Below are 22,578 nucleotides of genomic sequence, written 5' to 3' on the forward strand. Positions count from 1 at the left end.
TCGTGAGGGTGGTCAGCGGTTGGGAGCCGGCTCGCGCGGGAGGCCGAGGATGCGTTCGGCCATGATGTTGCGCATGATCTCGTCGGTGCCTCCGGCGAGGCGCAGGGACGGTGCGCTCAGCATGAGCTCGGCCCAGACGTAGGTGCCCCACTCGCCGGTGTCGGCGGTCATGCGGGCTCCGAGGACGCGGCCGGCGAGCGCGCCGATGGCGCGTACGTTCTCCGAGTCCATCAGCTTGATGATCGAGGCCTCGGCGCCGGGTTCGCCCCCTGCCGCGCGGGCGGCGGCACGCGCGGCGGTCCACCGGATGATGTCGCGCCGGATCGCGATCCGCGCGAACTCCGCCCGGATGCCGGTGTCGCCTTCGAGGCCGAAGTGCCGGATCAGGCCGAGCAGCCGCTCGACCGGGTCGGAGGCGGGCGGGGAGGTCCGGTAGCCCATGGACGCCCGCTCGTTGCCGAGCGTGGTCATCGCCACCTTCCAGCCGTCGCCCGGCTTACCGAGCACATGGCTGTCGGGGACGAACACGTCGTCCACGAACACCTCGTTGAACGCCTCGCCGCCGGTCATCTGGCGCAGCGGACGGATCTCCACGCCTGGGTCGTGCATGTCGATCATCAGCATGGTGAGACCGCCGTGCTTGGAAGCCTCGGGGTCGGTGCGGACCAGCATCTCGCCGATGTCGCTGTAGTGGGCGCCGGAGGTCCACACCTTCTGCCCGCTCACCCGCCAGCCGTCGCCGTCGCGGACCCCTCGGCTGCGGACCCCGGCCAGGTCGGAGCCGGCCTCGGGCTCGGAGAAGAGCTGGCAGGCGAGCAGGTCGGCCCGGTACAGCGCGCGGAGGTATTTCTCCTTCACCTCCGGGGTGCCCCAGGCGAGCAGGGTCGGCGCGACGATGTGGTGGCCGACGACGAAGCAGGCCTCCGAGGGCAGCTCGTAGTCGGCGGCCACCTCGTCGAACAGCTCCTGGAAGCGCGCCTCCCGGCCGCCGCCGCCGTACTCGGCCGGGCCGGTGAGCCAGCCGAAGCCGGCGTCGAAGAGCTCGCGGCGGAAGGCCGTCGCGGCCTCCACCATCCGCAGTTCCTCCTCGCGGGTCGGCTCGGCGCCGGAGCTCAGCTCGTCGGAGCCGACGCCCCAGCCCTCCTGCGCCTCGGGGAGCGGCTTGGCGTGCGCGTCGAGGAACGCCCGGACGGCGTCCTGGAACGCGGCGTCGCCGGTGGGTGGGTTTTCTGTCTGGTCGCTCACGCTTGCTCCCGCAGCAGACGGTGGAGCACCTTGCCGCTCGCGTTCTTGGGCAGGGTGCCGGTGTGGATTCGGATCTCGTCGGGCACCTTGTACTTCGCGAGGCGGTCCCGGCAGAAGCCCTGGATGCCCTCGGGCGTGGCCTCGGCCGCGGCCGTCTCGGTGAGGACGACGTGGGCTCGCACGGTCTGGCCCCAGTGCGGGTCGGGGACGCCGACGACGGCGCACTCGACCACGCCGGGGTAGGAGGACAGGACCGTCTCGATCTCGATCGGGTAGACGTTCTCACCACCACGGATGATCATGTCGTCCTTGCGGCCCGCCAGGTACAGGTAGCCCTCCTCGTCGAGGTAGCCGAGGTCGCCGCCCTTGAACCAGCCGTTCACCACCACCTCGGCGGTCTTCTCCGGGCGGCCGTGGTAGCCGCTCATCACCATGTCGCTGCGGGTGACGATCTGGCCGACCTCGCCGGTCGGCACCTCCCGGTCCTCGGTGTCCCAGATCCGCAGGTCGATGTTGTAGCCGGGGCGCCCCACCGAATTCAGCAGGTGCGGGTGCCCGTTCAGCGCGCGCAGATGGTCCTCGGGGGTGAGCACGCTCTGCATGCCCGCCTCGGTGCCTGCGCCGAAGCCGTTGTAGAAGTCGCAGTCCATCACCGCCATCGCCCGCACCAGCAGGTCGGGCGACATCGGCGCGGCACCGTAGAAGACCGACCGCAGCGCGGCGAAGTCGGCCGGGGCCACGTCCGGCTCCCGCAGCAGCGCGCTGATCATGGTCGGTACCAGGAACACGTCGGTGAGGCCCTTGCGGCACCACCTCAGCAGCTCCGCCGGGTCCCACTGCGGAATGATCAGTGACGTCGAGCTTCTCTGGATCGCGTTGAGCACCAGGCCGAGCCCGGCGACGTGGTACAGCGGGGAGGCCGAGTAGCGGAACTCGTCCCGCAGGAAGCGGTACTCCAGGACCGCGTTGGAGACCATCGTCTTCCACATGCGGTGCGACTGCATCACGCCCTTGGGCAGGCCGGTCGTGCCGCTGGTGAAGGCGAGCGCGACCACGTCCTCGTCCTCGACCGCGGCCGGTGTCGGGTCGCCGGCGGCGCCGAGCGCCAGGATCTCCTCCAGCGGGACGGTCCCCTCGACCGCCGTGCCGCGGCCGATCACGTGCGCCAGCTGCGGCAGCTCCGGCCGGGACCGCAGCACGTCGGGCGCGTACCGTTCGCCGACGAAGATCCAGGACGCCTCGGCGGTGCGCAGCAGGGTCGTGATCTCGGCGGGCGACAGCCGGTAGTTCAGCGGCACCGCCACCGCGCCGAGCTTGAACAGGGCGAGGAGGATCTCCACGTACTCCGGCGAGTCGGTGTCCAGGATCGCGACCCGCTCGCCCTGCCGCAGGCCCGTCTCCTGCATGCCGCGGGCGAGCCGGTGCACCCGGTCGCGAACCTCGGCGAAGGTGCGCGAGCCTTCGGCGGTGACGAAGCACTCCCGGTTCGGGGAGCGCCGCGCGGCCATGTCGATCCACTCCCCGATCCGGATCCCCGACAGGCGCTGCCCGGTCAGCGGGACCGGGCGGGTGCGCTGCTCGGTCATCTCACTTCCCCAGCATCTCGGCGAGGAGCTCCATCTCGGCCATGCTGTTGCCCGGCACCTGGTAGCCGGTGTCGTCGAAGATCTCGGTCAGGTGGTCGCGGACGTCCTCGGCGCTGAGGGAGTCGTTGACGTAGCCGCGGGTCATGCCCACGAACACCCTGGCCACCCGTCCGGCGCCCGCGCTGAGCACCTCGCCGGACAGCTCGCACGAGTCGTGGCACAGGTAGGCGACCACGGACGAGACCAGCGCGGGGTCCATCTTGTCGGCGATCGGGTTCTCGAAGCCCTCGGTCATCCGGGTGAGCGCCACCGGGCCGATCGCGTTCGCCTTGATGTCGTACTTGCGGCCCTCGATCGCGAGCACCTTGATCAGCCCGATCAGGCCCATCTTGGCCGAGGCGTACGACGCCTGGCCGAAGTTGCCGTAGAAGCCGGCCGAGGACGAGGTCACCACGACGCGTCCGAAGCCCTGCTCGCGGAAGACCCGCCAGGCCGGGCGGGTGACGTTGAAGGCGCCCTTCAGGTGCACGTCCAGCACCGGGTCCACATCGTCGGGGCCGGTGTTGTGGAAGGTCTTGTCGCGCAGGATGCCCGCGTTGTTCACCACGACGTCCACCTGCCCGAACGCGGAGAGCGCGGTCTGGATCAGGGCCTCGCCGCCCTCGGGGGTGGCGACGGAGTTGACGTCGGCCACCGCTGTGCCGCCGAGCGCCTCGATCTCCTTCACCACGATCGCCGCCCGGCCGCTCTCGACGCCGTCCCCCGACAGGGACGTGCCCATGTCGTTGACGACGACCCTCGCGCCGCGGCGCCCCAGTTCGAGAGCGTGGGCCCGGCCGAGCCCTCCGCCCGCTCCCGTGACCACGGCGACCCGGCCGTCGAAGCTAAGATCCACGGTGACTTCCTCCTCTGGCTGTGGCCCCATACCGGTGTCGGCTCGGCATCGGTAGGAACGATCGCCCATGGGGAGTTACTGTGGGCGTTACGGCTCTCGCCGCTCATGCCGAGTGCACATGCCCCTTCTAACGTCCTGGCCATGAGCGGACTTCAACAACTGGCCGACGCGACCGCGGCGTTCACCGGCCTCGCCGAGGAGCACGAGGAGTTCCGGGACAGCGTGCGGTCGTTCGTGGAGCAGGTCTCCCCGGAATCACAGGTACGCCGCCTGATGGACACCGAGCCGGGTTACGACCCGCGGGTGTGGCGGCAGATGGCCGATCAGCTCGGCCTGCAGGGAATCGCGATCCCCGAGCGCTTCGGCGGCTCGGGGGCCTCCTTCCTCGAACTGGGTGTGGTGCTGGAGGAGACGGGCCGTGCCCTGCTGGGCGGGCCGTTCTTCGCCACCGTGGTGCTCGCCGCCAACGCCCTGCTCCTGTCCGGCGACGAGCGTGCGCAGGAGGACTTCCTGCCGGGGATCGCCGCCGGTGACACGATCGCCTCGGTGGCGATCACCGAGTCGTCGGGGTCCTGGTCGCCCGGCGACATCGCGCTGCGGGCGTCGCACGAGGACGACGTCTGGCGGTTGTCGGGAACCAAGTCGTTCGTACTGGACGGGCACGCGGCCGATCTGGTGCTGGTCTTCGCCCGAACCGACGCCGGGCTCTCGCTGTTCGCCGTCTTCGGGGAGGCGTCCCGGCTGACCAGGACGCAGCTGCCGACGATGGACAGGACGCGTCGGCAGGCGGTGCTGGAGTTCGACCGTACCCCGGCCCGGCTGATCGGCGAGGAGGGCGCCGCGGGCCCCGTGCTGGAGCGCCTGCTGGACCTGGCCGCGGTCGGCCTCGCCGCCGAGCAGGTCGGCGGCGCCCAGCGGTGCCTGGAGATGTCGGTCGAGTACGCCAAGGTGCGCAGCCAGTTCGGCCGGCTGATCGGCTCCTTCCAGGCGATCAAGCACAGGTGCGCGGACATGCTGACGGCGGTCGAGTCGGCCCGGTCGGCGGCGCACTACGCGATGTACGCGGCCGGGGAGGACCTGCCGGAGCTCCCGGTGGTCGCCGCCCTGGCCAAGTCCTACTGTTCGGAGGCCTACACCATGGTCGCGGGCGAGAACATCCACGTGCACGGGGGCATCGGGTTCACCTGGGAGCACCCGGCACATCTGTACTTCAAGCGGGCGGCGTCCTCGGCGCTGCTCTTCGGCGACCCCGACCATCACCGGGCCCGGTACGCCGACGGGGTGGGACTGTGAGCGCGCAGCCGGTCATCGCGGGCGACGACCTGCGCAGCGTGATGGCCTGCTTCGCCACCGGGGTGGTCGTGGTGACCGCCTCGGGGACGGACGGCCCGGTGGGGATGGCGGTGAACTCGTTCGTCTCGGTGTCGCTGGACCCGCCGCTGGTGCTGTTCTGCGCGGCGCGCACCTCGACCACCTGGCCGGCGATCCAGGCCGCCGGGCACTTCTGCGCCAACGTGCTCACGGCCGACCAGGAAGGGCTGGCCAGGCAGTTCGCCCGCCGCGGCGACCGGTTCGCGGGCGTGTCGCACAGCCCCGGCAGGACCGGCGCCCCCGTGCTGAGGGACGTGCACGCGCACGTGGAGTGCACGATCGTCGAAACCTATGAGGCCGGCGACCACACCCTGGTGCTCGGCCGGGTGCTGGAGCTCGCCGCCGACGACGAGGCCGCGCCGCTGCTCTTCTACCGCAGCGCCTACCGGCTGTTCTGACCAAGATCCCGATGGACTCGACGAAGGAGTGACAAGTGGTTGCCGCGATCCGCAATGCCGAGTGGTGCGCCTGGTTCCCTGAGGACTACCGGTGGTCGTACAACGTGATGCTGGTGTTCGCCGTGGTGCCGACCGGCGGTGCCGAGGTCGGCGAGATCGACCGGGTCTGCCGGCGGCTCGCCGGTCACGTGGGTGACGACGAGCGCTGGTTCCGCGAGTGGGGCGCGATGGGCGACCACGTCCGGGGCCTCGCGGAGAAGGCCGAGGCGCGGGGTGACCGCCGCGCGGCCGTCGCGCACTACCGCCGGGCCACCAGCTACTACTTCGCCGCCGAGCGGTTCCGTTTCCCCAAGGACGAGGAGGCACTGACCTCCTACCGGGCGATGACGGACTGCTTCCGGCTCGCCGCCGAGCTGGACGACCGGTACACGATCGAGCACGTGGAGATCCCGTACGAGGACACCGCGCTGCCCGCGATCTTCATCTCCGCAGCCTCCTCTCCCGACGACCGGCGGCCCGCGGTGCTGTTCATGAGCGGGTTCGACGGCAACAAGGAGCACAACTGGTTCCTCGGCGCCGAGGACCTGATCGCCCGCGGCGTCTCGGTGCTGTCGCTGGACAGTCCCGGCGTCGGCGAGGCCGTACGCTTCCGCGGCATTCCGCTGCGGCACGACTACGAGGTGGCCGGCGGCGCGGCGATCGACTGGCTGGAGGGCCGCTCGGACGTGGACGCCGACCGGATCGGCGTGATGGCGCTGAGCCTGGGCGGCTACTACGCCTCGCGCTGCGCCAGCATGGAGCCCCGGTTCAAGGCCTGCGTCGCCTGGGGCGCGATCTGGGACTACCACCGGATCTGGAGCGAGCGGATCGAGGCCGCGTACGCCAAGCAGCTGCCGGTCCCCGGTGAGCACCTGGTCTGGTCCACCGGGACCTCCTCCAACACCGAAGCGTTGCGGTTGCTGGAGGATTTCCGGCTGGCCGACGTGGTGCCCCGGATGACCTGCCCGTTCCTGCTCGCGCACGGTGAGGACGACCAGCAGGTGCCGGTGTCGGACGCCCACCTGCTGTACGACGCCTGCGGCTCTGCGGACAAGACGCTGCGGATCTTCACCAACGAGGAGGGGGCCGCGCAGCACTGCCACATGGACAACCTGTCGATCGCGGTGCCCGAGATCAACGGCTGGCTCGCCGACCGGCTCGGCGCCTCCGCCGGATAACGGCCCTGCGAAGGCGCAGGTTCGGATAACGACCGGCTTAACGGCGGGCGGCCTAGCGTGCTCCTGTCGGAGAGCGGTCGCTCCACCCACGATCCACCACGACCGCCGTGCCCGGCACGACCCATCTGGAGATTTCGATGACCACTGGTAAGCCCCGCCCGCTCATCTCGGTCGACTCCCACGTCGTGGAGCCGAAGGACCTCTGGCTCAAGCGGCTGCCGCAGCGCTTCCAGCACCAGGCACCCCAGGTCCAGTCCACCGACAAGGGCGACTTCTTCATCGTGCCCAACACCGGAATGTCGCCCAAGCCGGTCGGCACCGAGGGCGCCATGATCAACACAAAGATCAACAGTGTGATCACCAAGCCCACCGGCTACCGCTTCGAGGACCAACGGCCCGGCGCGTACGACCCGGTCGCCCGGCTGGAGGACCAGGACAGCCAGGGCATCCTCGCCGAGATCGTCTACCCGGGCTGGCTGATCGTGCACAGCATCCCCGACTTCGAGCTCAAGGTCGCCTGCGTGCGCGCGTACAACGACTGGCTGTTCGAGGAGTTCTGCTCGCACAACCCCGACCGGCTGATCGGCGCGGTCGCGCTCCCCGTCGGCCCCGGCCCCGTCGAGCCCGCGATCGAGGAGGCCAGGCGCTGGGCCGAGCGCGGCGCCAAGACCTTCCTGCTCCCGCAGGCGGTCCCCGGCATGGCCTGGGGCGACGACCACTGGGAGCCGCTGTGGTCGGTCCTTGAGGAGATCGGGCTGCCCGTCGGGTTCCACCAGGCCGCCGGTCAGGTGGCCATGTTCAACGACAAGACCACCCCGGGCGTGTTCTGGACCACCGCCGTCGGCAACAAGATCAGCCTGGGCTGGGTGTTCATGCAGCTGGTCTACGGCGCGGTCCCCGAGCGCCACCCGAACCTGCGGTTCATCCTGGTCGAGGGCGGCATCGGCTGGATCGCCTTCCAGCTCAACACCATGGACCACCTGTTCACCGACCACCACCGCTGGACGATCCCCGAGCTGGCGATGAAGCCCAGCGACTACTTCAACCGCAACTTCTGGGCCACCTTCGAGGACGACCGGCCGGGCATCCTCACCCTGCCCATGCTGGACGAGAAGCGGCTGATGTGGGCCGGGGACTACCCGCACACCGAGGGCAACTTCCCCTACTCGCAGGAGCAGGTCGCGCACGACTTCCAGGGCATCGAGGAGTCGGTGGTCTCCGCGATCACCCACGACAACGCGATCGACCTGTTCGGCCTCTCGCTGCCGAGGCTCGTCAAGGCCTGACGGTGGCGCCCCAGACCGTCAGGGCCTGACCGTGCCCCTGCTCGTCAGGCCCTGACGGCGCTCCTTGCTCGTCAAGACCTGACGGTCTCCGGCCCTTCGGCGGCCCGTCAAGGCCCGACGGTCTCCCGGCCCGTCAAGGTCTGACGGGCACGTCCGGATCCGGCGGCGGTCGTCACGACCGCCGCCGGACCGCTTCCCCGGCCCGCGTCCACGGCCCGAGCGACGTGCTCGGAAGGCCGCGGGGTCAGCTCCCGCGCAGCTCGCTGACGAGCTGCCGGGTCGTCGGCGTCGGCCCCACTCCGAGCTCGGCCAGGGCCTTGGTGAGCCGCTGGAACTCGGCCAGCACCGCGTGCGGCGCGCCCAGCGCCCCCTCCACCTGCATCCGTACGCAGTAGGCGGACTCGCAGAACGGATCCCGGTTGATCGCGAACGAGGCCGCCCGCCTGGCACGCTCCAGATAGCCGAGCGACAGCGCCACCTCGGCGGCGTCGACCGCCGCGTTGACGATCATCACCTCCAGCTCGTGCCGGCGCTCCTCGGCCCACTCCAGCTCGCTCTCCGGCAGGTAGGGCCCCTCGACCAGCTCCAGCGTCGACTCGATCCGCTCCAGCCGCTCCACGCCGCGCAACCCGTACGCGTCCTTGATCATCCGTTCGAAGCGCAGGTCGGTGCTGTCCACGTACAGGCCGTCGGCCCAGCGGACGTGGCTCTGCGAGGTCCTGGCGAGGTTCACCCCGGTCGCCTGGCGCAGCTTGTGCACCACCTGGCGGAAGTAGTTGCCGCCTCGGCGCGGATCGGCGTCGGGGAAGAGCCGCTCCTGCAACCGGTGCCGCTCCACCCCCTCGGGGTGCAGCGTGAGGTAGGCGGCCAGCTCCAGCACCTTGGTCCGGCGCGAGCAGCGCGGCACACCGTCCACGATCAGGTCGAGCACCGGGCCGTGCGTGTGCACGTCGACGACGATCACCCGCTCGGAGGCCGCGACCGGCTGGCGCTTGCGCGCCTCCGGTGGCTGGTGGCCGACCAGCTGACGCCAGCGGGTGCCGCCGACGTCGTTCTCGATCTGGCGGCGCAGCACCCCCGGCACGTCGTTCAGCGCGTTCTTCAGGATGAACAGGCAGCCGATCGCGTTCGCGGTCTCGTAGGCGAGCTCGACCGAGGCCGACGCCGCCTCGGCGTTGCCCAGCCTGGCCTCTGCCTCGGCCAGGTAGGTGGCGGCGAAGGGCAGCATCAGGGTGCGGCCCGCCGCCCGCATCGCCTCGGTCGCGCTGCGCAGCACCCGCGCGGCGTCCTCCGGCCGGTCGATCCGCAGGTAGGCCAGGCCCTGGAAGGTCTGGCCCCACTCGGCGTAGCAGCGGTTGCCGCTCGCGGCCGAGCGGCTGATCGCGTCGGCCAGGGTCATCCGGGCGTCGTCCACCCTGCCCAGGGTGAGCTGCAGGACGCCGACCACGACCTCGAAGCAGGGCTCCCAGCCGAACCGGGTCCTGCGGCTGTGCTCGACCGCCGACTCGGCGGCCCACAGCGCCTTCTCCGTCTGCCCCTCGGCCCACAGCAGCCACGCCTCGTGGAAGAACCACAGGTCGGTGTGCGCGCCGAACTTGATCGTCTCGGGAACCTCGTCCAGCAACTCGCGGGCGAGCGTCAGCTCGCCGCGCCAGACCAGGGCGAGCAGCGGGTGCGGGGTGCGGAAGAACGAGCGCGGCGGCCAGTCGCCCTCCTCCGGCAGCATCCGCAGCAGCTGGTCCAGCCGCCCCTGCACCAGCAGACCCCAGGAGTACACGCGCTCGCTGTCCACCCAGTCCCTGCCGGGCGGGGAGGCGACCGGCTCGCGGCCCGCCACCGCCTCCAGTTCGTAGCGGACCGCCTCGGCCCTGAAGTCGCCCTCGTAGTTGCGGATCAGCTCAAGCGCCTGCGCCGGGCGCCACTGCATGGCGTATCCGACGAACGCGACCGCGCCGGGGTCGGACTTGGCCACGTCGCCGAGCACGCCCTCCTGGTGCAGCCTGCCGATCAGCGCCTGCGCCTCGGGGATGCGCCGCACCCCGTACAGCGCGCGCAGCAGGGCACCGAGGAGGACCGGCCGGGACTCGACCACCTGGATGCCGAACGTCTCCAGCCAGCGCAGCAGGACCCGCCAGTCGGCGCGGGCGGACAGCGCGGCGACGGCGCTCTCGGCCACGTCCGCGGCCTTCTCCACCTCCCCCGCCTCCAGGTAGGTCTCGACCGCGTCCTCGTGCATCCCGGTCTCCTCCAGGAGCCGGGCGTAGCGGCTCTGCAGGCCGGGCAGCTCGCCGGGCAGCCGCGCCTGCAGCTGCTCGCGCAGGTACTGGCGGAACCGGGGGTGGTAGACGAGCGCGCGGTCGGCCTTGGTCGCCGGCAGGTGCCGCGAGCCGAGCGACTGCCACAGCCGGTAGCCTTCCTCGCCGCAGAGGGCGACCGCGGCCCGCGCGGTGACGATGGCCGGGATCGAGGTGCGGAGCAGGAAGTCCTGCTCCTCCTGCGGGAGGCGGGCCAGGATCTCCCTGGAGACGAAGCCGGCCAGCGCGTCCGGCCCGTTCTCGGACTTGAGGCCGGGGACGATGTCGAAGGCGACGGCGGCGATCCAGCCCTTGGTGGCCTCCATCAGCGGCGCCGGGTCCCGTCCGTCCTGGCCGTGCGCGGCGAGCAGCGTGCGGGCCTCGTCCATGTCGAGGGCGAGGTCCTCGCCGCTCATTCTGGCGATCCTGCCCTGCATCATCATCCGGCCGATCGGGCCGCTCAGGTCCTCGCGGCTCAGGATGACCGTACGGACACCCGGCGGCAGGTAGTCGAGGAAGATACCGAGTACGGCGAGCGCCTCGTCCGCGTCCACCAGCCACTCGCAGTCGTCCAGGACGAGCAGCAGGGACGTGTCGGCGACGCTCTCGGCGAGCATCGCGGCCACCTCGGTCGTCGGGAAGCCCTCCGCCAGGGCGGACTCCACCGTCCTGGGCGCCTCGGGATTCAGGCCGGACAGCGCCTCGGCCAGGTAGACCATCAGCCGGGACGGGCTGCGGTCGCCGGCGTCGAGCGTGAGCCAGGCCAGCGGCCAGCCGAATCGCGTGGCGAACATCCGGGTCTGCACGGTCTTGCCCGAGCCGGCCGCAGCGAAGATCACAATCGTCTCGTGAGACTCCAGGAAGGCGGCGAACTGTTCGTCCAGCCGGTCCCTGGTGATCGTCCCACGCGGCAGTCCAGGGGGTTGGACTTTGTGACTCAAGATCATGCCAGCCTCAGTTCACCAGAACGTAGCTTCACGGCAACTCCACAGAAACCCCCGTCGAGTGAAACCGCACTTCAATCAAGTGCTATGGCAATACTTATGTCAAGAGTCTTGCCGTTTTTAATACCCTTTTCGACACATTGTGGGCTTTATTGATCACTGCGACCTAAGTAACGGATAGTGAGGATCGCCGTCGGCTTCCAGCGGTCCCCGCCCGTTGATGCTGCGCCGCCGGGCGTCACCTCGGCCATCACCCGGGCCACCGCCGTGACGCCCCCCGATCCGGCCCCGGGCCCATAACGGTGGTGGTAACGCCGGGTGGGGTGAGGTGACCGTAGAGCCACCCTTCCCGTACGCGAACGGAGCCCCTCGGTGTTCTACTACTTCCCGGACAACTACATGTGGTCGTCGGCCTTCAACCTCGCCCTGATGGCGGGCGGCTCGCTCGGCGAGATGAACCGGTGGCTGTCGCCGCTGCGCGAGGGCGAACCAGACAACGAGGCCTGGGGCAAGGCGTGGGCGGGGATGGCCGAGCAGCAGGAGACGCAGGCCGCGGAGGACCTCTCCGCCGGGCTGCGCCGCAGCGCCGGCCTTCGCTACCTGCGCGCCTCGGTCTACCACGCCAGCGGTGAGCGGCAGATCCCCCCGGGCCCTGAGAAGAGCGCGAGCTACCAGGCCTCGCTGGACGCCTTCGAGAAGGCGATCGAGCTGGTGCCGCTGAACGTGGAGCGGATCGAGGTGGACTCGCCCGACGGCGTACTGCCCGGCTACCTCATCCCGGCCAGGACCGCCGAACCCGCCCCGGTCGTGATCTTCTACGGCGGCTTCGACGTCACCAAGGAGTTCCTCTACGGCTTCATCGAGGAGGAGTTCGTCCCCCGGGGCATCAGCTGCCTGGTGATGGACAGTCCCGGCGTGGGCGAGCCGCTGCGGCTGCGCGACGTGCCCTCGCGTCCCGACTACGAGGTGCCGACCGCTGCCGTGATCGACTACCTGGAGACCCGCTCCGACGTGGACGCGAGCCGGATCGGCGTGATGGGGATCAGCCTCGGCGGCTACTACGCGCCGCGGTCGACCGCGTTCGAGCCCAGGATCAAGGCCTGCGCCGCCTGGGGCGGCATCTGGGACTGGGGCGCCACCTGGGAGAAGCGCTGGGCGACCCGGTCCAAGACCGTGTCCGTGCCGTGGTTCCAGCTGCCCTGGGTGATGGGTACCGACACCATGGAGGCCGGCCTGGAGCGCGTCAGGCAGTGGACGCTGGTGGACGTACTCCCCAAGATCACCCAACCGCTGCTGATCGTGCACGGCGAGAACGACCGCCAGGTCGCGGTCGAGGACGCGCACAAGGCCTACGCGGCGGCCGGTTCCGCGGACAAGACGCTGCGGATCTTCACGGTCGCCGAGGGCGGCGCCGAGCACTGCCAGACCGACGAGCCCGACCCGGCCCGCCAGCTGATCGCCGACTGGTTCGGCCAGCGCTTCGGCACCCTGCCGGCGCAGGACTGACCCGCCGCCGTCCACGAGTTCGCCAGGATTTCGTGAGAATGAGGAGACATCGGCATGAGTAGTGACACCGGCGGCGTGTCCGCACGCAAGGTGACGCTCGACGACGTGCACGCACTGTGCGACCGGTACCGGAACTGGGGCAAGTGGGGCCCGGACGACCAGCTCGGCACACTCAACTACATCGAGCCGGAGATGATCGTCGCCGCGGCGGGGCTGGTCCGGCAAGGCAAGATCATCTCCTGCGCGCTGCCCTACGACGGCAACGGCCCCCAGAACGGCTGGGGCGGACGGGTCAACCCGCTGCACTTCATGCTGCAGGACGGCGGCGACGCGGCCATCGGCGCCCAGGACCACATGGCCCGGCTGAGGTACGCCGACGACGCGATCTACATGCCCCTGCAGTCGGGCACCCAGTGGGACGCGCTGTCGCACGTGTTCTACGACGGCAAGATGTACAACGGCTACGGGCAGGAGCACGTCTCCAGCACCGGGGCGGAGAAGAACGCGATCCACCTGATGACCGAGAAGGTCGTCGGACGCGGTGTGCTGCTGGACATCCCCCGCCACCGCGGCGTGCCCTGGCTGGAGCCGGGTCAGGGGATCGACAGCGCCGAACTGGCCGCGTGCGCCGAGGCCCAGGGGGTCGTCGTCGGCCGCGGTGACTTCGTGCTGGTCAGGACCGGTCACATGGCGATGTGCCGGGAGCAGGGCGCCTGGGGCGGTTACGCCGCGGGCGACGCCCCCGGCCTCACCCTGGACTCGGCGCACTGGATCTGCGGGAACGAGATCGCCGGGGTCGCGACCGACACCTGGGGCATGGAGGTGCGGCCGAACGAGCTGGAGGAGATCTTCCAGCCGGTGCACATCGTGCTGCTGGTCAACGCGGGACTGCTGATCGGCGAGATCTTCGACCTGGAGAAGCTGGCCGAGGACTGCGCGGGCGACGGCGTGTACGAGTTCATGTTCGCCGCGGGGCCGCTCCCGTTCACCAAGGCGGTCGGTTCTCCCCTCAACCCGATGGCGATCAAATGAACATCGACGAACTCGACCGGCTCCCGGTCGCCTGGGAGCCGGACCCCGCCGACTTCCCCGCCACCCCGCTGGGACGGATGGCGGCCAGGCACGGAATCACCACCTTCGAGGAGGTGGCGGCCCGCGCCGCCGCCGACCCCGAGTGGTTCTGGGGCGCCGCCGCCGACGACGTGCTGCGCTGGCGGCGGCCGTACGACAAGGTGCTCGACCTGTCGGACGGCCCGCAGTTCCCGCACTTCTTCAAGGGCGGCGGGCTCAACTGGGCCGACTACGCGGTGGACCGATGGGTCGAGGAGAACCGCGGCGACGACGAGGCGATCGTCTGGGAGGGCGACGACGGCTCGGTCCGCACCGTCACCTACGGCGAACTGAAGGAGCAGATCGACCGGGCCGCGGGCGCGTTCACCGCGCGCGGCGTCGGCATGGGCGACGTGGTCGCGCTGTACCTGCCGATGGTGCCCGAGGCCGTGGTGGTCGTACTGGCCGCCGCCAAGATCGGCGCCGTCGTGGCACCGTTCTTCAGCGGCTTCGGCCCCACCCCGGTGCGCGAACGGCTGCTGGACTCCGGCGCCAAACTGATGGTCACCGCGGACGGCTTCGAGCGCCGAGGCAAACTCGTCCCGATGAAGGAGACCTTCGACGAGGCCGCCGAGGGCCTGTCGGAGCTGCGCACCGTACTGGTGGTGCGTCGGCTGGGCCGGGACGCCCCGATGGCCGCGGGCCGCGACGAATGGTGGGACGAGGCGCTCGCCGCGGCCGAGCCCGTCGAGGAAACCCCGGTCCTGGACGCCGAGACCCCGTGCATCCTGCTGTACTCCTCGGGCAGCACCGGCCGGCCCAAGGGCTGCCTGCACACCCACTCCGGCCTGCCGTTCAAGTTCGCGCAGGAGGCGAGGCACGGGTACGGCATGGACAGGGGCGACCGGCTGCTGTGGCTCACCGACATGGGCTGGGTGATGGGCGTCTACACGATCACCGCCGCCCTCACCAACGGCGCCACCGCCGTGCTGTACGAGGGCACCGCCGACCATCCCACGCCCGACCGGCTCTGGTCGCTGGTCGAGCGGCACCGGGTGACGGTGCTGGGCGTCTCCCCCACCCTGGTCAGGATCCTGGCGGGCCTGGGCGACCAGTGGCCGGACGCGCACGAACTGCCCGACCTGCGGGCGATCTGCAGCACCGGCGAGCCGTGGAACCTGGAACCGTGGTGGTGGTGCTTCCGCCACGTGGGCAAGGGGCGGATGCCGATCGTCAACATGAGCGGCGGCACCGAGTGCGGCGCGTCCATCGTGAGCGGCTCGGTGCACCGGCCGATCAAACCCGCCGGGTTCTCCGGCCCCACCCTGGGCATGGCGGCCGACGTGTTCGACCCCGACGGGCGCTCGATCCGGGGCGAGGTGGGCGAGCTGGTGGTACGTGGTCCGTGGCCGGGCATCACCAAGGGGTTGTGGGACGGCCCCGAGCGGTATCTGCGGACGTACTGGAGCCGCTACCCGGGCACCTGGCAGCAGGGCGACTTCGCCTACGTCGACGCCGACGGGCACTGGTTCCTGCTGGGCCGCTCCGACGACACCATCATGCTGGCCGGCAAACGGGTCGGCCCCGCCGAGATCGAGTCGCTGCTCGTCGACGACCCCGAGGTGGTCGAGGCGGCGGCGGTCGGCGTCCCCGACGAGCTGAAGGGCGAGGCGCTGGTCTGCTTCGTCGTGCTCGCCGAAGGCGCCGACCCGGCCCTGGTCCTGCCCAGGCTGGAGGCGTCGGTGGTGGCGAGGGAGGGCAAGGCGACCCGGCCCAAGGCGGTGCACGCGGTGCCCGCTCTGCCGAAAACGCGCAACGGGAAGGTGATGCGACGGGTGGCGCGGGCGGTCTACATCGGGGCGGACCCGGGCGACGTGACCGCGCTGGAGAGCCCGGAGCCGCTGGCCTCGCTGCCACGGCAGGCGAGCACCGTCTGACCCGCGCCGACGGCGCCCCCGCGAGTCGCGGGGGCGCCGTCGGCGTCACGCGTACCGAAGCACCCTGCCGGTCGCGGGTGCACCGGTCGCGGCTCGCGGTCGCCCGTCATACCGAAAGGCGCCCCGGCCGGTCAGCCGGGGCGCCGTGGTCGCGGCCGGTCAGCCGGCCGGGGCGAGGAGGGCGCGCTTCTCCGCCACGATCTCGGCGAGGGCCTCCTCCAGCGGCCAGCGCGTCTCGTAGCCGTAGTCCCGCCGGAAGTACGTGTCGTCGAAGTTCATCGGCCAGCGGTGGTCGGCGTCGGCGGGCTCGATCCTGGCGCCGGGGATCAACCCGCGCGCGATCTCCGCCATCTCCCCGACGCTGCGGTAGTCGCCGCGCACGTGGTAGGCGTTGTGCAGGGGCTCGGGCCCCTGGCTCGCCCGGACGAACGCGTCGGCCGTGTCGTGGATGTACACCATGTTCATCATCGACCCGGAGTGGAACGCGGGCCGCCCCGTCTCGCCGGCCAGCGGCTTGGTGACCAGCTCGTCGATCAGTCGGCGGGCGGTGCCGATCAGGCAGGCGGCGCCGTAGGCCAGGCCGATCCTGATCGAGGTGTTCACCACGCCCAGCGAGCTCCGGTAGTACTCGCCCATCGTCTCGCCGAAGACCTTGCTGCCCTCGTACACGTCGCCGGCGTGGATCCTGGCGTCCTCGGTGATCGGCTCCCCCGCGCCGTACTCGGCCGGGTCGAACAGGGCGGCGCTGCTCGCCAGCACCGTGCGCTCCACGCCGAGCAGCCTGGCCGCCTCCAGCACGTTGTAGGTGCCGACGATGTTCGACTGGATGCACTGCCCGCGCTGCGCCGCCGACCGGTCGTGCAACTCGGCGGCGAGGTGGATGACCCGATCCACCCGGTGCGTGCTGACCAGGTCGGCGACGAGCGCGAAGTCGGTGACGTCCCCCTCGACGAAGGTGAGCGCGTCCGGGGCGCCGGACGGCTCGGCCGCCCACTCGGGCCGCCGGTCGAGCGCGACGACCCGGTGGCCGTCGCGCAGCAGCCGGTCGACGACGTACGAGCCGATGAACCCGGTCGCGCCGGTGACCAGATAGGTCATCGTGATTACTCCTGACTTTCAAGGGGTTGAGGAAGTGCGGGGAGAGGGGGCGTCACGCGGTGCTCGGGCGGTATCCGGCGTCGACCTGGAGCGCGGCACCGGTGACCGAGCGGGCGTCGTCCGAGGCCAGGTAGGCGAAGGCCGCCGCGACCTCCTGTGGATCGATCATCCGGCCGAGCGCCGTCTTGGCCGCGTACCTCGCCTCCAGGCCGTCGTCCGCCGCGCCCGCCGCCGCGAAGATCGCGGTCTTCGCCGGACCCGGCACGACCGCGTTCACCCGCACCCCGTCGGGGCCGTAGGCGAGGGCGAGCGAGCGGGTCAGGTGCACCACGGCCGCCTTGGCCAGCCCGTACGCCGGGGCACCGGGGGTGGGCCACAGCGCCGCAGCCGAGGCCGTGTTCAGGATGACGCCGCCGCCGCGCGGCCGCATGGACGCGAGGGCCGCGCGGCAGCCGTACCAGACCCCGGCCACGCAGATCCGCCACAGGCGCTCGAAGTCCTCGTCCGCGCCGTCGGCGTCGATCGGGCCCCCGGCGATGACGCCGGCGTTGTTCACCGCGATGTCGCACCGGCCGAAACGGTTCACGGCCGCCGTGAAGGCGGCCTCCACCTGCTCGGCGCTGCCGACGTCCGTGCGCTGGAACACCACCCGCTCTCCCGAGGGGTCGATCTCGGCGGCGACGGCGGCGGCCGACTCGGCGAGGTCGGCGAGCACCACCGAGGCGCCCTCGGCGAAGAAGCGTTCGACCGTGGCGCGTCCGATGCCCGAGCCGCCGCCGGTGACCACTGCCGTACGGCCGTCCAGCCGCCCGGTCACAGGGCCGGTCACAGGGCCGGTCACGAGGCACCGCCCGACAGGCGCAGGTGCTTGTCCAGGAAGGCCCCGGCGATCTCGGCGGTGGTGTCCACCAGTGGTCCCATCGGCCCGCCGTGGCCGCCCTCCGGCGGCAGGTGCAGCTCCTTCGGCTCCCCGGCCCGCGCGTACACGGCCCGGGAGTGGTCGGCGGAGATCACCGTGTCGTCGACCGGGGTGATCAGGCACAGCGCGCGCGGCGCGATGGCGGGCGCGAGGCTCTCCGGCGAGAAGTCCAGTGCCAGCCGGGCGTTCTCCAGCGGATATCCCTCGGGGTAGACCGACCGGATGAACGCGGCCTCGGCGTCGAGGGCCGGGCTCGGCGGCAGCGGCATCAGCACCGACAGCGGCACCCGCTCACCCGCCCCGGTGCGCGCACCCTCCGCGTCGCCCTCCCCCGACCCGGTACGCGCACCCTCCGCGTCGTCCCCTCCGGACCCGTTGCGCGCCCGCTCCGCGTCGTCGCGCTCCAGCCGCGCCAGCAGTGCGGGCAGGTCCGCACCGTGCAGCTCCTCCAGCCAGCGCCGCCCGTCGGCGAGCGGGACCAGCGAGAGGCACGCCTTCAGCCGCTCGTCGGCGGCCGCGGCGGCGACCGCGATCGCCCCGCCGAAGCTGGCGCCCATCACGCCCAGCGCCGAGCCGTCGATCTCCGGCCGTCCGGCCAGGTAGGTCGCGGCGGCGGAGACGTCGCGTACCTGCTCGGCCGGGTCGCAGCGCAGCCGGGCGCCCTCGCTGTCGCCGAAACCGCGGTGGTCGATGGCGAGGACGGCGTACCCTCGCTGGGCGAGCCGCCCGGCGAGCGGCAGCACACGGAAGTTCACCGCGCCGCTCCAGCCGTGGCTCGCGACGAGGGCCGGTACCGCCCCGGCCCGCTCCCTCGGCGTCACCAGGACGCCGCGCAACCGCAGGCCGTCGCTCTGGAAGTGGACGATCTCGGCGTCGACCTCGGGGCCGCCGGAGAGGTTGAGCTGGATGCCGTCGTCTGCCGACACGATCACGTGGCAGGACCCCCGTTCGGATGGTTCCGGTACTCGGCTGGTTTCCGGTACTCCGCGCCACGTAACGCGACCCCCCATTACCCGCCGCGTTACGCCGTGCGCGGGTGCGACCGGGTGCTCTCGACCGGGTGTAGTGAGGGCGGGAGAAAGGAGCCCGGCATGGGCAAGGGACCGCTGCCGATCGAGGCGGACGAACTGTACGACTACCTGCTGACGCGCAAGAGCCTGCACCTGGCCACGCTGAACCCCGACGGCTCACCGCATCTGGCCACGATGTGGTTCGGCCTGATCGACCATGACATCGTGATGTGGACCCAGCGGAGCTCGGTGAAGGCGCGCAACCTGCGGAACGACCCCCGGATCACCTGCCTGGTGGAGTCCGGCGACGACTACTCCGAGCTGAAGGGCCTGACCGTGTCGGGCCGGGTGGACCTCGTCGAGGACGACGAGACCATGCTGCGCATCGGCGAGGCGATCATCTCGCGCAACTACACCGAGGCCAACAGGCCCGACTACCGGAAGATGGCGCTGTCGGGCCTGCGGGTCGGCATCGTGGTCCGCCCCGAGCACTGGTCGAGCTGGGACTTCGCCCGGACGGTGAAGCGCCGCTAGGACCGCTCGGCCGGCCGAGGTCGCCCGGCCGCGAAACCACTCAGCCCCTCGGAACCGGGGCCGTCGCGAGGGCGGGCAGCAACTCGCCGAGCACGGCGGCCCCGTGCCGGTCCGACTCGTCAAGCGGGTGCAGGATCAGGTCGGTGACGCCGAGACCGGCCAGTTCGGCCAGTTGCTCGGCACAGGACTCGACGTCCCCGTAGACGGTGGCCTCCCTGCCGTGCTCGGGGCCTCCGTAGAAGGCGGAGAACCAGGCGTCGACCGTCCGCTCGGCCCGGGAGCGCCGCGGCTCGACGAGCAGGTACACCCGCTTGGCCACGGCCAGTGTCTCCCTGGCCCGCCCCTCCTCGGCGAGGACCTCGTCCAGCCGGGCGGCCAGCTCGGCGAACCGCGCGGTGGGCTGCCGTCCGGCGGCGACCCAGCCCGACCCGAGCCGCGCCGCCCGGCGCAGCGCGGGGACCGACCCGCCGCCGACCCAGAGCGGGGGCGGCGCGATCGGACGCGGGCTGATCCCGACCCCGGTGAACGGCCAGATCGGGCCTTCGTGGTCGACCTCGTCCTCGGTCCAGAGCCGGCGCACCGCGGTGAGGAACTCGTCCAGCACCGCCCCCGGCCCCCAGTCGTCCAGTCGCAGCGAGGGAAACAGCCGGCGGTCGCCGCTGCCGACCCCGACGACCAACCGGCCGTCGCCGCCGAGCCGGTCGAGGCTCGCCAGCTCCTTGGCAGCGGTGATCGGGTTGCGCCCGGGGGCGACCAGCACCGCGACCCCCAGCCGTACCCGGGAGGTGTGCGCCGCGGCGAAGCCGAGCATGCCGACCGGCTCCGGCGTCGGCGTCCGGCCCGCGAGCTGGTCCAGGGTCCACAGCGCGTCGATCGGCGAGGCGTCGGCCTCGCGCAACCAGGTCGCGATCTCCTTGGGGGCGGTGCCGGCGGCGAAGCGCAGCGGCAGGTTGAGCCCGATCCGCGGTCGTGCAACGGCGGACACTCGTGCCTCCTCGGCGACGGCGTCTCGCCGTCGCGAAACGGTGGCGGCCAGCGTGTCCGGGCGCACGTTACCCACGACGTTACGAACCACGTCCGTAACCCCGGGGTAAACGACGACGCGCGAAGATCATGATCACCGAGCAGGAGGGACAAGCATGGCAGTCGAACGCTTCCCGGTCGAGGGGGGCCACATCATGATGTTCGCGCGGGCCATAGGCGACCTCGACCCCGCCTACCACGGCGCGATGACCGGTGCTCCCGCGATCGCCCCGCCGACCTTCATCTGGGCGGCCGATCACTACGACCCCGACAGCGCGGTCCGCCCGAAGCCGGGCGAGCCGTGGGTCGGGTCGGGGAGCACGCCGTCGGGGACGGGCGGTCCCGAGCCTTCCGACCTCGGTCTGCACGCCGAGCAGCGGTTCGAGTACCACCGGCCTGTGCGCGAGGGCGACGTGCTGAGCTCGGTGGAACGCCCCGGCCGTACCTGGACCAAGGAGGGCCGGCGCGGCGGTGTGCTCACCTTCGCCGAGCGGGTCACCGAGTACCGCGACCAGGACGGCGAACCGGTCGTCACCTCGACCCTGGTGACGGTGCGGACCGCCCGTCCGGTCGGAGCGGGCGAATGAGCGCCGCCTCCCCCGCCGCCGCGAACAGCGCGGCGAACAGCGCAGTGGACGTCGCGGCGAACAGCGCAGTGGACGTCGCGGCGAACGTCTCGGTGGACGTCTCGGTGGGCCAGACCAGGGAGCTGACGCTGGTCAGGGACCTCACCCGGACCAGGATCGTCCAGTACGCGGGCGCGTCCGGCGACTTCAACCCGGTGCACACCGACGAGCGGTTCGCGGTGGAGGCCGCCGGTTACCCGTCGGTGTTCGCGCACGGCATGCTCACGATGGGCATGGCCGGCCGGGTGATCACCGAGTGGTTCGGCCCCGAGTCGCCACTCCGGTACGAGGCACGGTTCCGCACCCCGGTCTTCCCCGGCGCGACACTGACCGCGCGGGCCGAGGTCGAGTCGGTGGACGGCTCCGCGGGAACGGCCACGGTCACGCTGACCGTGACCGACCAGCACGGCGCGGTCGTGATGACGGGCACCGCCGTGGTACGCACATCCGCCGCCGGTGGCACCGGCTCCGAGGACAAGTGACGGCCGCCGCACCGCGCGCCGACGAAGGAGAGGAAACCGTCATGCCTGATGGGAACGAGCTGATCGGCCGCGTCGGCTTCGGAAGCGGCACGATGATCGCGCAGGGGTACGGCGCGGTGGACGAGGAGTCCGCCAGGGGCGCCGTCGACGCCGCGTACCTGGCCGGGGTGCGGTTCTTCGACACCGCGCACTTCTACGGCTCGGGCCGGTCGGAGGCGATCGTCGGCGAGATGCTGGAGGGCCGGCGCGAGGAGGTCCGGCTGTGCACCAAGGGAGGCGTGCGCTACAGCGACCCGACGAACCTGCTCACCCTGGTCTGCGACTCCTCCTACGACGCGCTGCGCCGGTTCATGGACGAGTCGCTGACCCGGCTGCGCACCGACCGGGTCGATGTGTACCTGCTGCACCAGTTCGACCCGGCGCTCACCCCCGAGCAGCAGATGGAGAACCTGCAGCGGCTCAAGGACGAGGGCCTGGTCAGCGACGTCGGCTTCTGCAACTTCGGCGCCGAGGCGAGCCGAAGGGCCCTCGCCACCGGCATCCCGTCCGCGGTCGAGTACAGCTTCAGCCTGCTCGACCACCGCTACCTGACCGAACTGTCGGACGCCGGGGCGCGCGGCGGGCTGCGCGTCACCTACGGCTCGTACGTACACGGGCTGCTGTCGGAGAACTTCCGCCCCGACCACGAGTTCGAGCCGGAGGACTGGCGCGGTCGCAGCCGGCGCGAGGGCCGCTCGGGGACGTCGGGCAACGTGTTCTTCGCCGGGGACGCCTTCGCCGCCAACGTCGCGATCGCCGGGCGGCTGCGGGAGCTGGCCGGGTCGCTGGGCCTCTCGCTGGCCGCGTTCACGCTCGCCCTGACCGTGCGGGAGCCGTACTCGGACGTCGCGCTGTTCGGCTGCCGCAACGCGGCCGAGGTGGCGGACGGGCTGAGCGGCCTCGCGGTGGAGCTCGACGAGGAGGTGCTCGCCCGGGTGGCGGAGATCCTGTCGGCCGCCAACCGGCCCACCGAGAACCTGCTGGGTCTTTGAATCGGCCGAGTCCGTCTTGAATCGGCCGAGTCCGTCTTGAATCGACCGTTGCCGTCCGCGAATCGGCCGAGTCCGTCCTGATTCGACCGTTGCCGTCTGTGACCCCGTGACTCCGCCCGCCCAACG

The 22,578-nt window shown here is 71.5% G+C and carries 19 protein-coding genes; 11 read left to right on the forward strand and 8 right to left on the reverse strand.

The features are described from left to right. Window positions 1-12: 12 nt before the first annotated feature. The 3 genes from ACIBH4_RS10265 to ACIBH4_RS10275 are packed head-to-tail and all read right to left on the reverse strand — an operon-like array spanning window position 13 to window position 3,726. Window positions 13-1,245 carry an acyl-CoA dehydrogenase family protein gene (locus tag ACIBH4_RS10265; protein ID WP_362503586.1) on the reverse strand — a complete coding sequence of 411 codons (1,233 nt, stop codon included), beginning with the start codon at window positions 1,243-1,245 and terminating at the stop codon, window positions 13-15. Then, window positions 1,242-2,831, reverse strand: a complete 1,590-nt coding sequence (locus tag ACIBH4_RS10270) for an AMP-binding protein (protein WP_362762788.1) — start codon at window positions 2,829-2,831, stop codon at window positions 1,242-1,244. Before ACIBH4_RS10270 ends, ACIBH4_RS10265 begins: the two co-directional genes overlap by 4 nt. 1 nt (window position 2,832) lies before the next feature. Next, the gene (locus ACIBH4_RS10275) at window positions 2,833-3,726 is read right to left on the reverse strand and encodes an SDR family NAD(P)-dependent oxidoreductase (protein WP_362503592.1); all 894 of its coding nucleotides are present in this window, start codon (window positions 3,724-3,726) and stop codon (window positions 2,833-2,835) included. 141 nt (window positions 3,727-3,867) lie between these two features. Here ACIBH4_RS10275 and ACIBH4_RS10280 point away from each other — a divergent pair, with 141 nt between their 5' ends. The 4 genes from ACIBH4_RS10280 (at window position 3,868) to ACIBH4_RS10295 (ending at window position 7,998) form a co-directional block, all read left to right on the forward strand. After that, entirely contained in the window at window positions 3,868-5,019 is a 1,152-nt protein-coding gene (locus tag ACIBH4_RS10280; protein WP_362503596.1) for an acyl-CoA dehydrogenase family protein, read from the forward strand. Next, on the forward strand, window positions 5,016-5,495 hold the full coding sequence (locus tag ACIBH4_RS10285; RefSeq protein ID WP_362762785.1) for a flavin reductase family protein: 480 nt from the start codon (window positions 5,016-5,018) through the stop codon (window positions 5,493-5,495). Before ACIBH4_RS10280 ends, ACIBH4_RS10285 begins: the two co-directional genes overlap by 4 nt. 35 nt (window positions 5,496-5,530) lie before the next feature. After that, the gene (locus tag ACIBH4_RS10290) at window positions 5,531-6,712 is read left to right on the forward strand and encodes an alpha/beta hydrolase (RefSeq protein WP_362503602.1); all 1,182 of its coding nucleotides are present in this window, start codon (window positions 5,531-5,533) and stop codon (window positions 6,710-6,712) included. 137 nt (window positions 6,713-6,849) lie between these two features. Then, window positions 6,850-7,998, forward strand: a complete 1,149-nt coding sequence (locus ACIBH4_RS10295) for an amidohydrolase family protein (RefSeq protein WP_362503605.1) — start codon at window positions 6,850-6,852, stop codon at window positions 7,996-7,998. A 244-nt stretch (window positions 7,999-8,242) separates the two neighbouring features. Here the strand turns inward: ACIBH4_RS10295 and ACIBH4_RS10300 are convergent, their stop codons facing one another. Continuing rightward, window positions 8,243-11,239, reverse strand: a complete 2,997-nt coding sequence (locus ACIBH4_RS10300; protein WP_362762782.1) for a BTAD domain-containing putative transcriptional regulator — start codon at window positions 11,237-11,239, stop codon at window positions 8,243-8,245. Window positions 11,240-11,608: 369 nt separating this feature from the next. Between ACIBH4_RS10300 and ACIBH4_RS10305 the strand changes: the two genes are divergently transcribed. From ACIBH4_RS10305 to ACIBH4_RS10315, 3 genes are read left to right on the forward strand one after another with little or no spacing between them, the layout of a single operon-like run. Continuing rightward, window positions 11,609-12,742 carry an alpha/beta fold hydrolase gene (locus ACIBH4_RS10305; RefSeq protein WP_362503611.1) on the forward strand — a complete coding sequence of 378 codons (1,134 nt, stop codon included), beginning with the start codon at window positions 11,609-11,611 and terminating at the stop codon, window positions 12,740-12,742. Window positions 12,743-12,796: 54 nt separating this feature from the next. Beyond that, window positions 12,797-13,774, forward strand: a complete 978-nt coding sequence (locus tag ACIBH4_RS10310) for a cyclase family protein (RefSeq protein ID WP_362503614.1) — start codon at window positions 12,797-12,799, stop codon at window positions 13,772-13,774. Further along, window positions 13,771-15,729 (forward strand): AMP-binding protein, encoded by a 1,959-nt coding sequence (locus ACIBH4_RS10315; RefSeq protein ID WP_362503617.1) that lies wholly within the window; start codon window positions 13,771-13,773, stop codon window positions 15,727-15,729. The genes ACIBH4_RS10310 and ACIBH4_RS10315 overlap by 4 nt, the downstream gene beginning before the upstream one ends. A gap of 159 nt (window positions 15,730-15,888) precedes the next feature. On the opposite strand, the gene ACIBH4_RS10320 is transcribed toward ACIBH4_RS10315, so the two are convergent. Genes ACIBH4_RS10320 through ACIBH4_RS10330 form a run of 3 tightly spaced genes read right to left on the reverse strand, consistent with a single transcriptional unit; the run spans window position 15,889 to window position 18,678 of the window. Next, window positions 15,889-16,827, reverse strand: a complete 939-nt coding sequence (locus ACIBH4_RS10320; RefSeq protein ID WP_362503620.1) for an NAD(P)-dependent oxidoreductase — start codon at window positions 16,825-16,827, stop codon at window positions 15,889-15,891. A gap of 52 nt (window positions 16,828-16,879) precedes the next feature. Then, window positions 16,880-17,668, reverse strand: coding sequence for an SDR family oxidoreductase (locus ACIBH4_RS10325; protein ID WP_362503623.1), 789 nt, complete (start codon window positions 17,666-17,668; stop codon window positions 16,880-16,882). After that, on the reverse strand, window positions 17,665-18,678 hold the full coding sequence (locus tag ACIBH4_RS10330; protein ID WP_362503626.1) for an alpha/beta fold hydrolase: 1,014 nt from the start codon (window positions 18,676-18,678) through the stop codon (window positions 17,665-17,667). Before ACIBH4_RS10330 ends, ACIBH4_RS10325 begins: the two co-directional genes overlap by 4 nt. A gap of 159 nt (window positions 18,679-18,837) precedes the next feature. Between ACIBH4_RS10330 and ACIBH4_RS10335 the strand changes: the two genes are divergently transcribed. After that, window positions 18,838-19,290, forward strand: coding sequence for a TIGR03618 family F420-dependent PPOX class oxidoreductase (locus ACIBH4_RS10335; protein ID WP_362503629.1), 453 nt, complete (start codon window positions 18,838-18,840; stop codon window positions 19,288-19,290). Between the two features lie 40 nt (window positions 19,291-19,330). On the opposite strand, the gene ACIBH4_RS10340 is transcribed toward ACIBH4_RS10335, so the two are convergent. Further along, on the reverse strand, window positions 19,331-20,275 hold the full coding sequence (locus ACIBH4_RS10340; RefSeq protein WP_362503632.1) for an LLM class flavin-dependent oxidoreductase: 945 nt from the start codon (window positions 20,273-20,275) through the stop codon (window positions 19,331-19,333). A 154-nt stretch (window positions 20,276-20,429) separates the two neighbouring features. Between ACIBH4_RS10340 and ACIBH4_RS10345 the strand changes: the two genes are divergently transcribed. From ACIBH4_RS10345 to ACIBH4_RS10355, 3 genes are read left to right on the forward strand one after another with little or no spacing between them, the layout of a single operon-like run. Further along, complete coding sequence (locus tag ACIBH4_RS10345; protein ID WP_362503635.1) at window positions 20,430-20,900, forward strand: MaoC family dehydratase N-terminal domain-containing protein; 471 nt, start codon at window positions 20,430-20,432, stop codon at window positions 20,898-20,900. Further along, the gene (locus tag ACIBH4_RS10350; protein WP_362503637.1) at window positions 20,897-21,421 is read left to right on the forward strand and encodes a MaoC/PaaZ C-terminal domain-containing protein; all 525 of its coding nucleotides are present in this window, start codon (window positions 20,897-20,899) and stop codon (window positions 21,419-21,421) included. The genes ACIBH4_RS10345 and ACIBH4_RS10350 overlap by 4 nt, the downstream gene beginning before the upstream one ends. Window positions 21,422-21,462: 41 nt before the next feature. After that, window positions 21,463-22,452, forward strand: a complete 990-nt coding sequence (locus ACIBH4_RS10355; protein WP_362503640.1) for an aldo/keto reductase — start codon at window positions 21,463-21,465, stop codon at window positions 22,450-22,452. Window positions 22,453-22,578 lie beyond the last annotated feature (126 nt).

This window comes from Streptosporangium sp. NPDC050284 (assembly GCF_044459525.1).
Classification (GTDB): domain Bacteria; phylum Actinomycetota; class Actinomycetes; order Streptosporangiales; family Streptosporangiaceae; genus Streptosporangium.

Coding starts and splice junctions, on each gene's coding strand:
- ACIBH4_RS10270 (WP_362762788.1), bottom strand. CDS start 2,831: ATGACCGAGCAGCGCACCCGCCCGGTCCCGCTGACCGGGCAGCGCCTG.
- ACIBH4_RS10280 (WP_362503596.1), top strand. CDS start 3,868: ATGAGCGGACTTCAACAACTGGCCGACGCGACCGCGGCGTTCACCGGC.
- ACIBH4_RS10295 (WP_362503605.1), top strand. CDS start 6,850: ATGACCACTGGTAAGCCCCGCCCGCTCATCTCGGTCGACTCCCACGTC.
- ACIBH4_RS10300 (WP_362762782.1), bottom strand. CDS start 11,239: ATGATCTTGAGTCACAAAGTCCAACCCCCTGGACTGCCGCGTGGGACG.
- ACIBH4_RS10310 (WP_362503614.1), top strand. CDS start 12,797: ATGAGTAGTGACACCGGCGGCGTGTCCGCACGCAAGGTGACGCTCGAC.
- ACIBH4_RS10315 (WP_362503617.1), top strand. CDS start 13,771: ATGAACATCGACGAACTCGACCGGCTCCCGGTCGCCTGGGAGCCGGAC.
- ACIBH4_RS10320 (WP_362503620.1), bottom strand. CDS start 16,827: ATGACCTATCTGGTCACCGGCGCGACCGGGTTCATCGGCTCGTACGTC.
- ACIBH4_RS10335 (WP_362503629.1), top strand. CDS start 18,838: ATGGGCAAGGGACCGCTGCCGATCGAGGCGGACGAACTGTACGACTAC.
- ACIBH4_RS10345 (WP_362503635.1), top strand. CDS start 20,430: ATGGCAGTCGAACGCTTCCCGGTCGAGGGGGGCCACATCATGATGTTC.
- ACIBH4_RS10350 (WP_362503637.1), top strand. CDS start 20,897: ATGAGCGCCGCCTCCCCCGCCGCCGCGAACAGCGCGGCGAACAGCGCA.
- ACIBH4_RS10355 (WP_362503640.1), top strand. CDS start 21,463: ATGCCTGATGGGAACGAGCTGATCGGCCGCGTCGGCTTCGGAAGCGGC.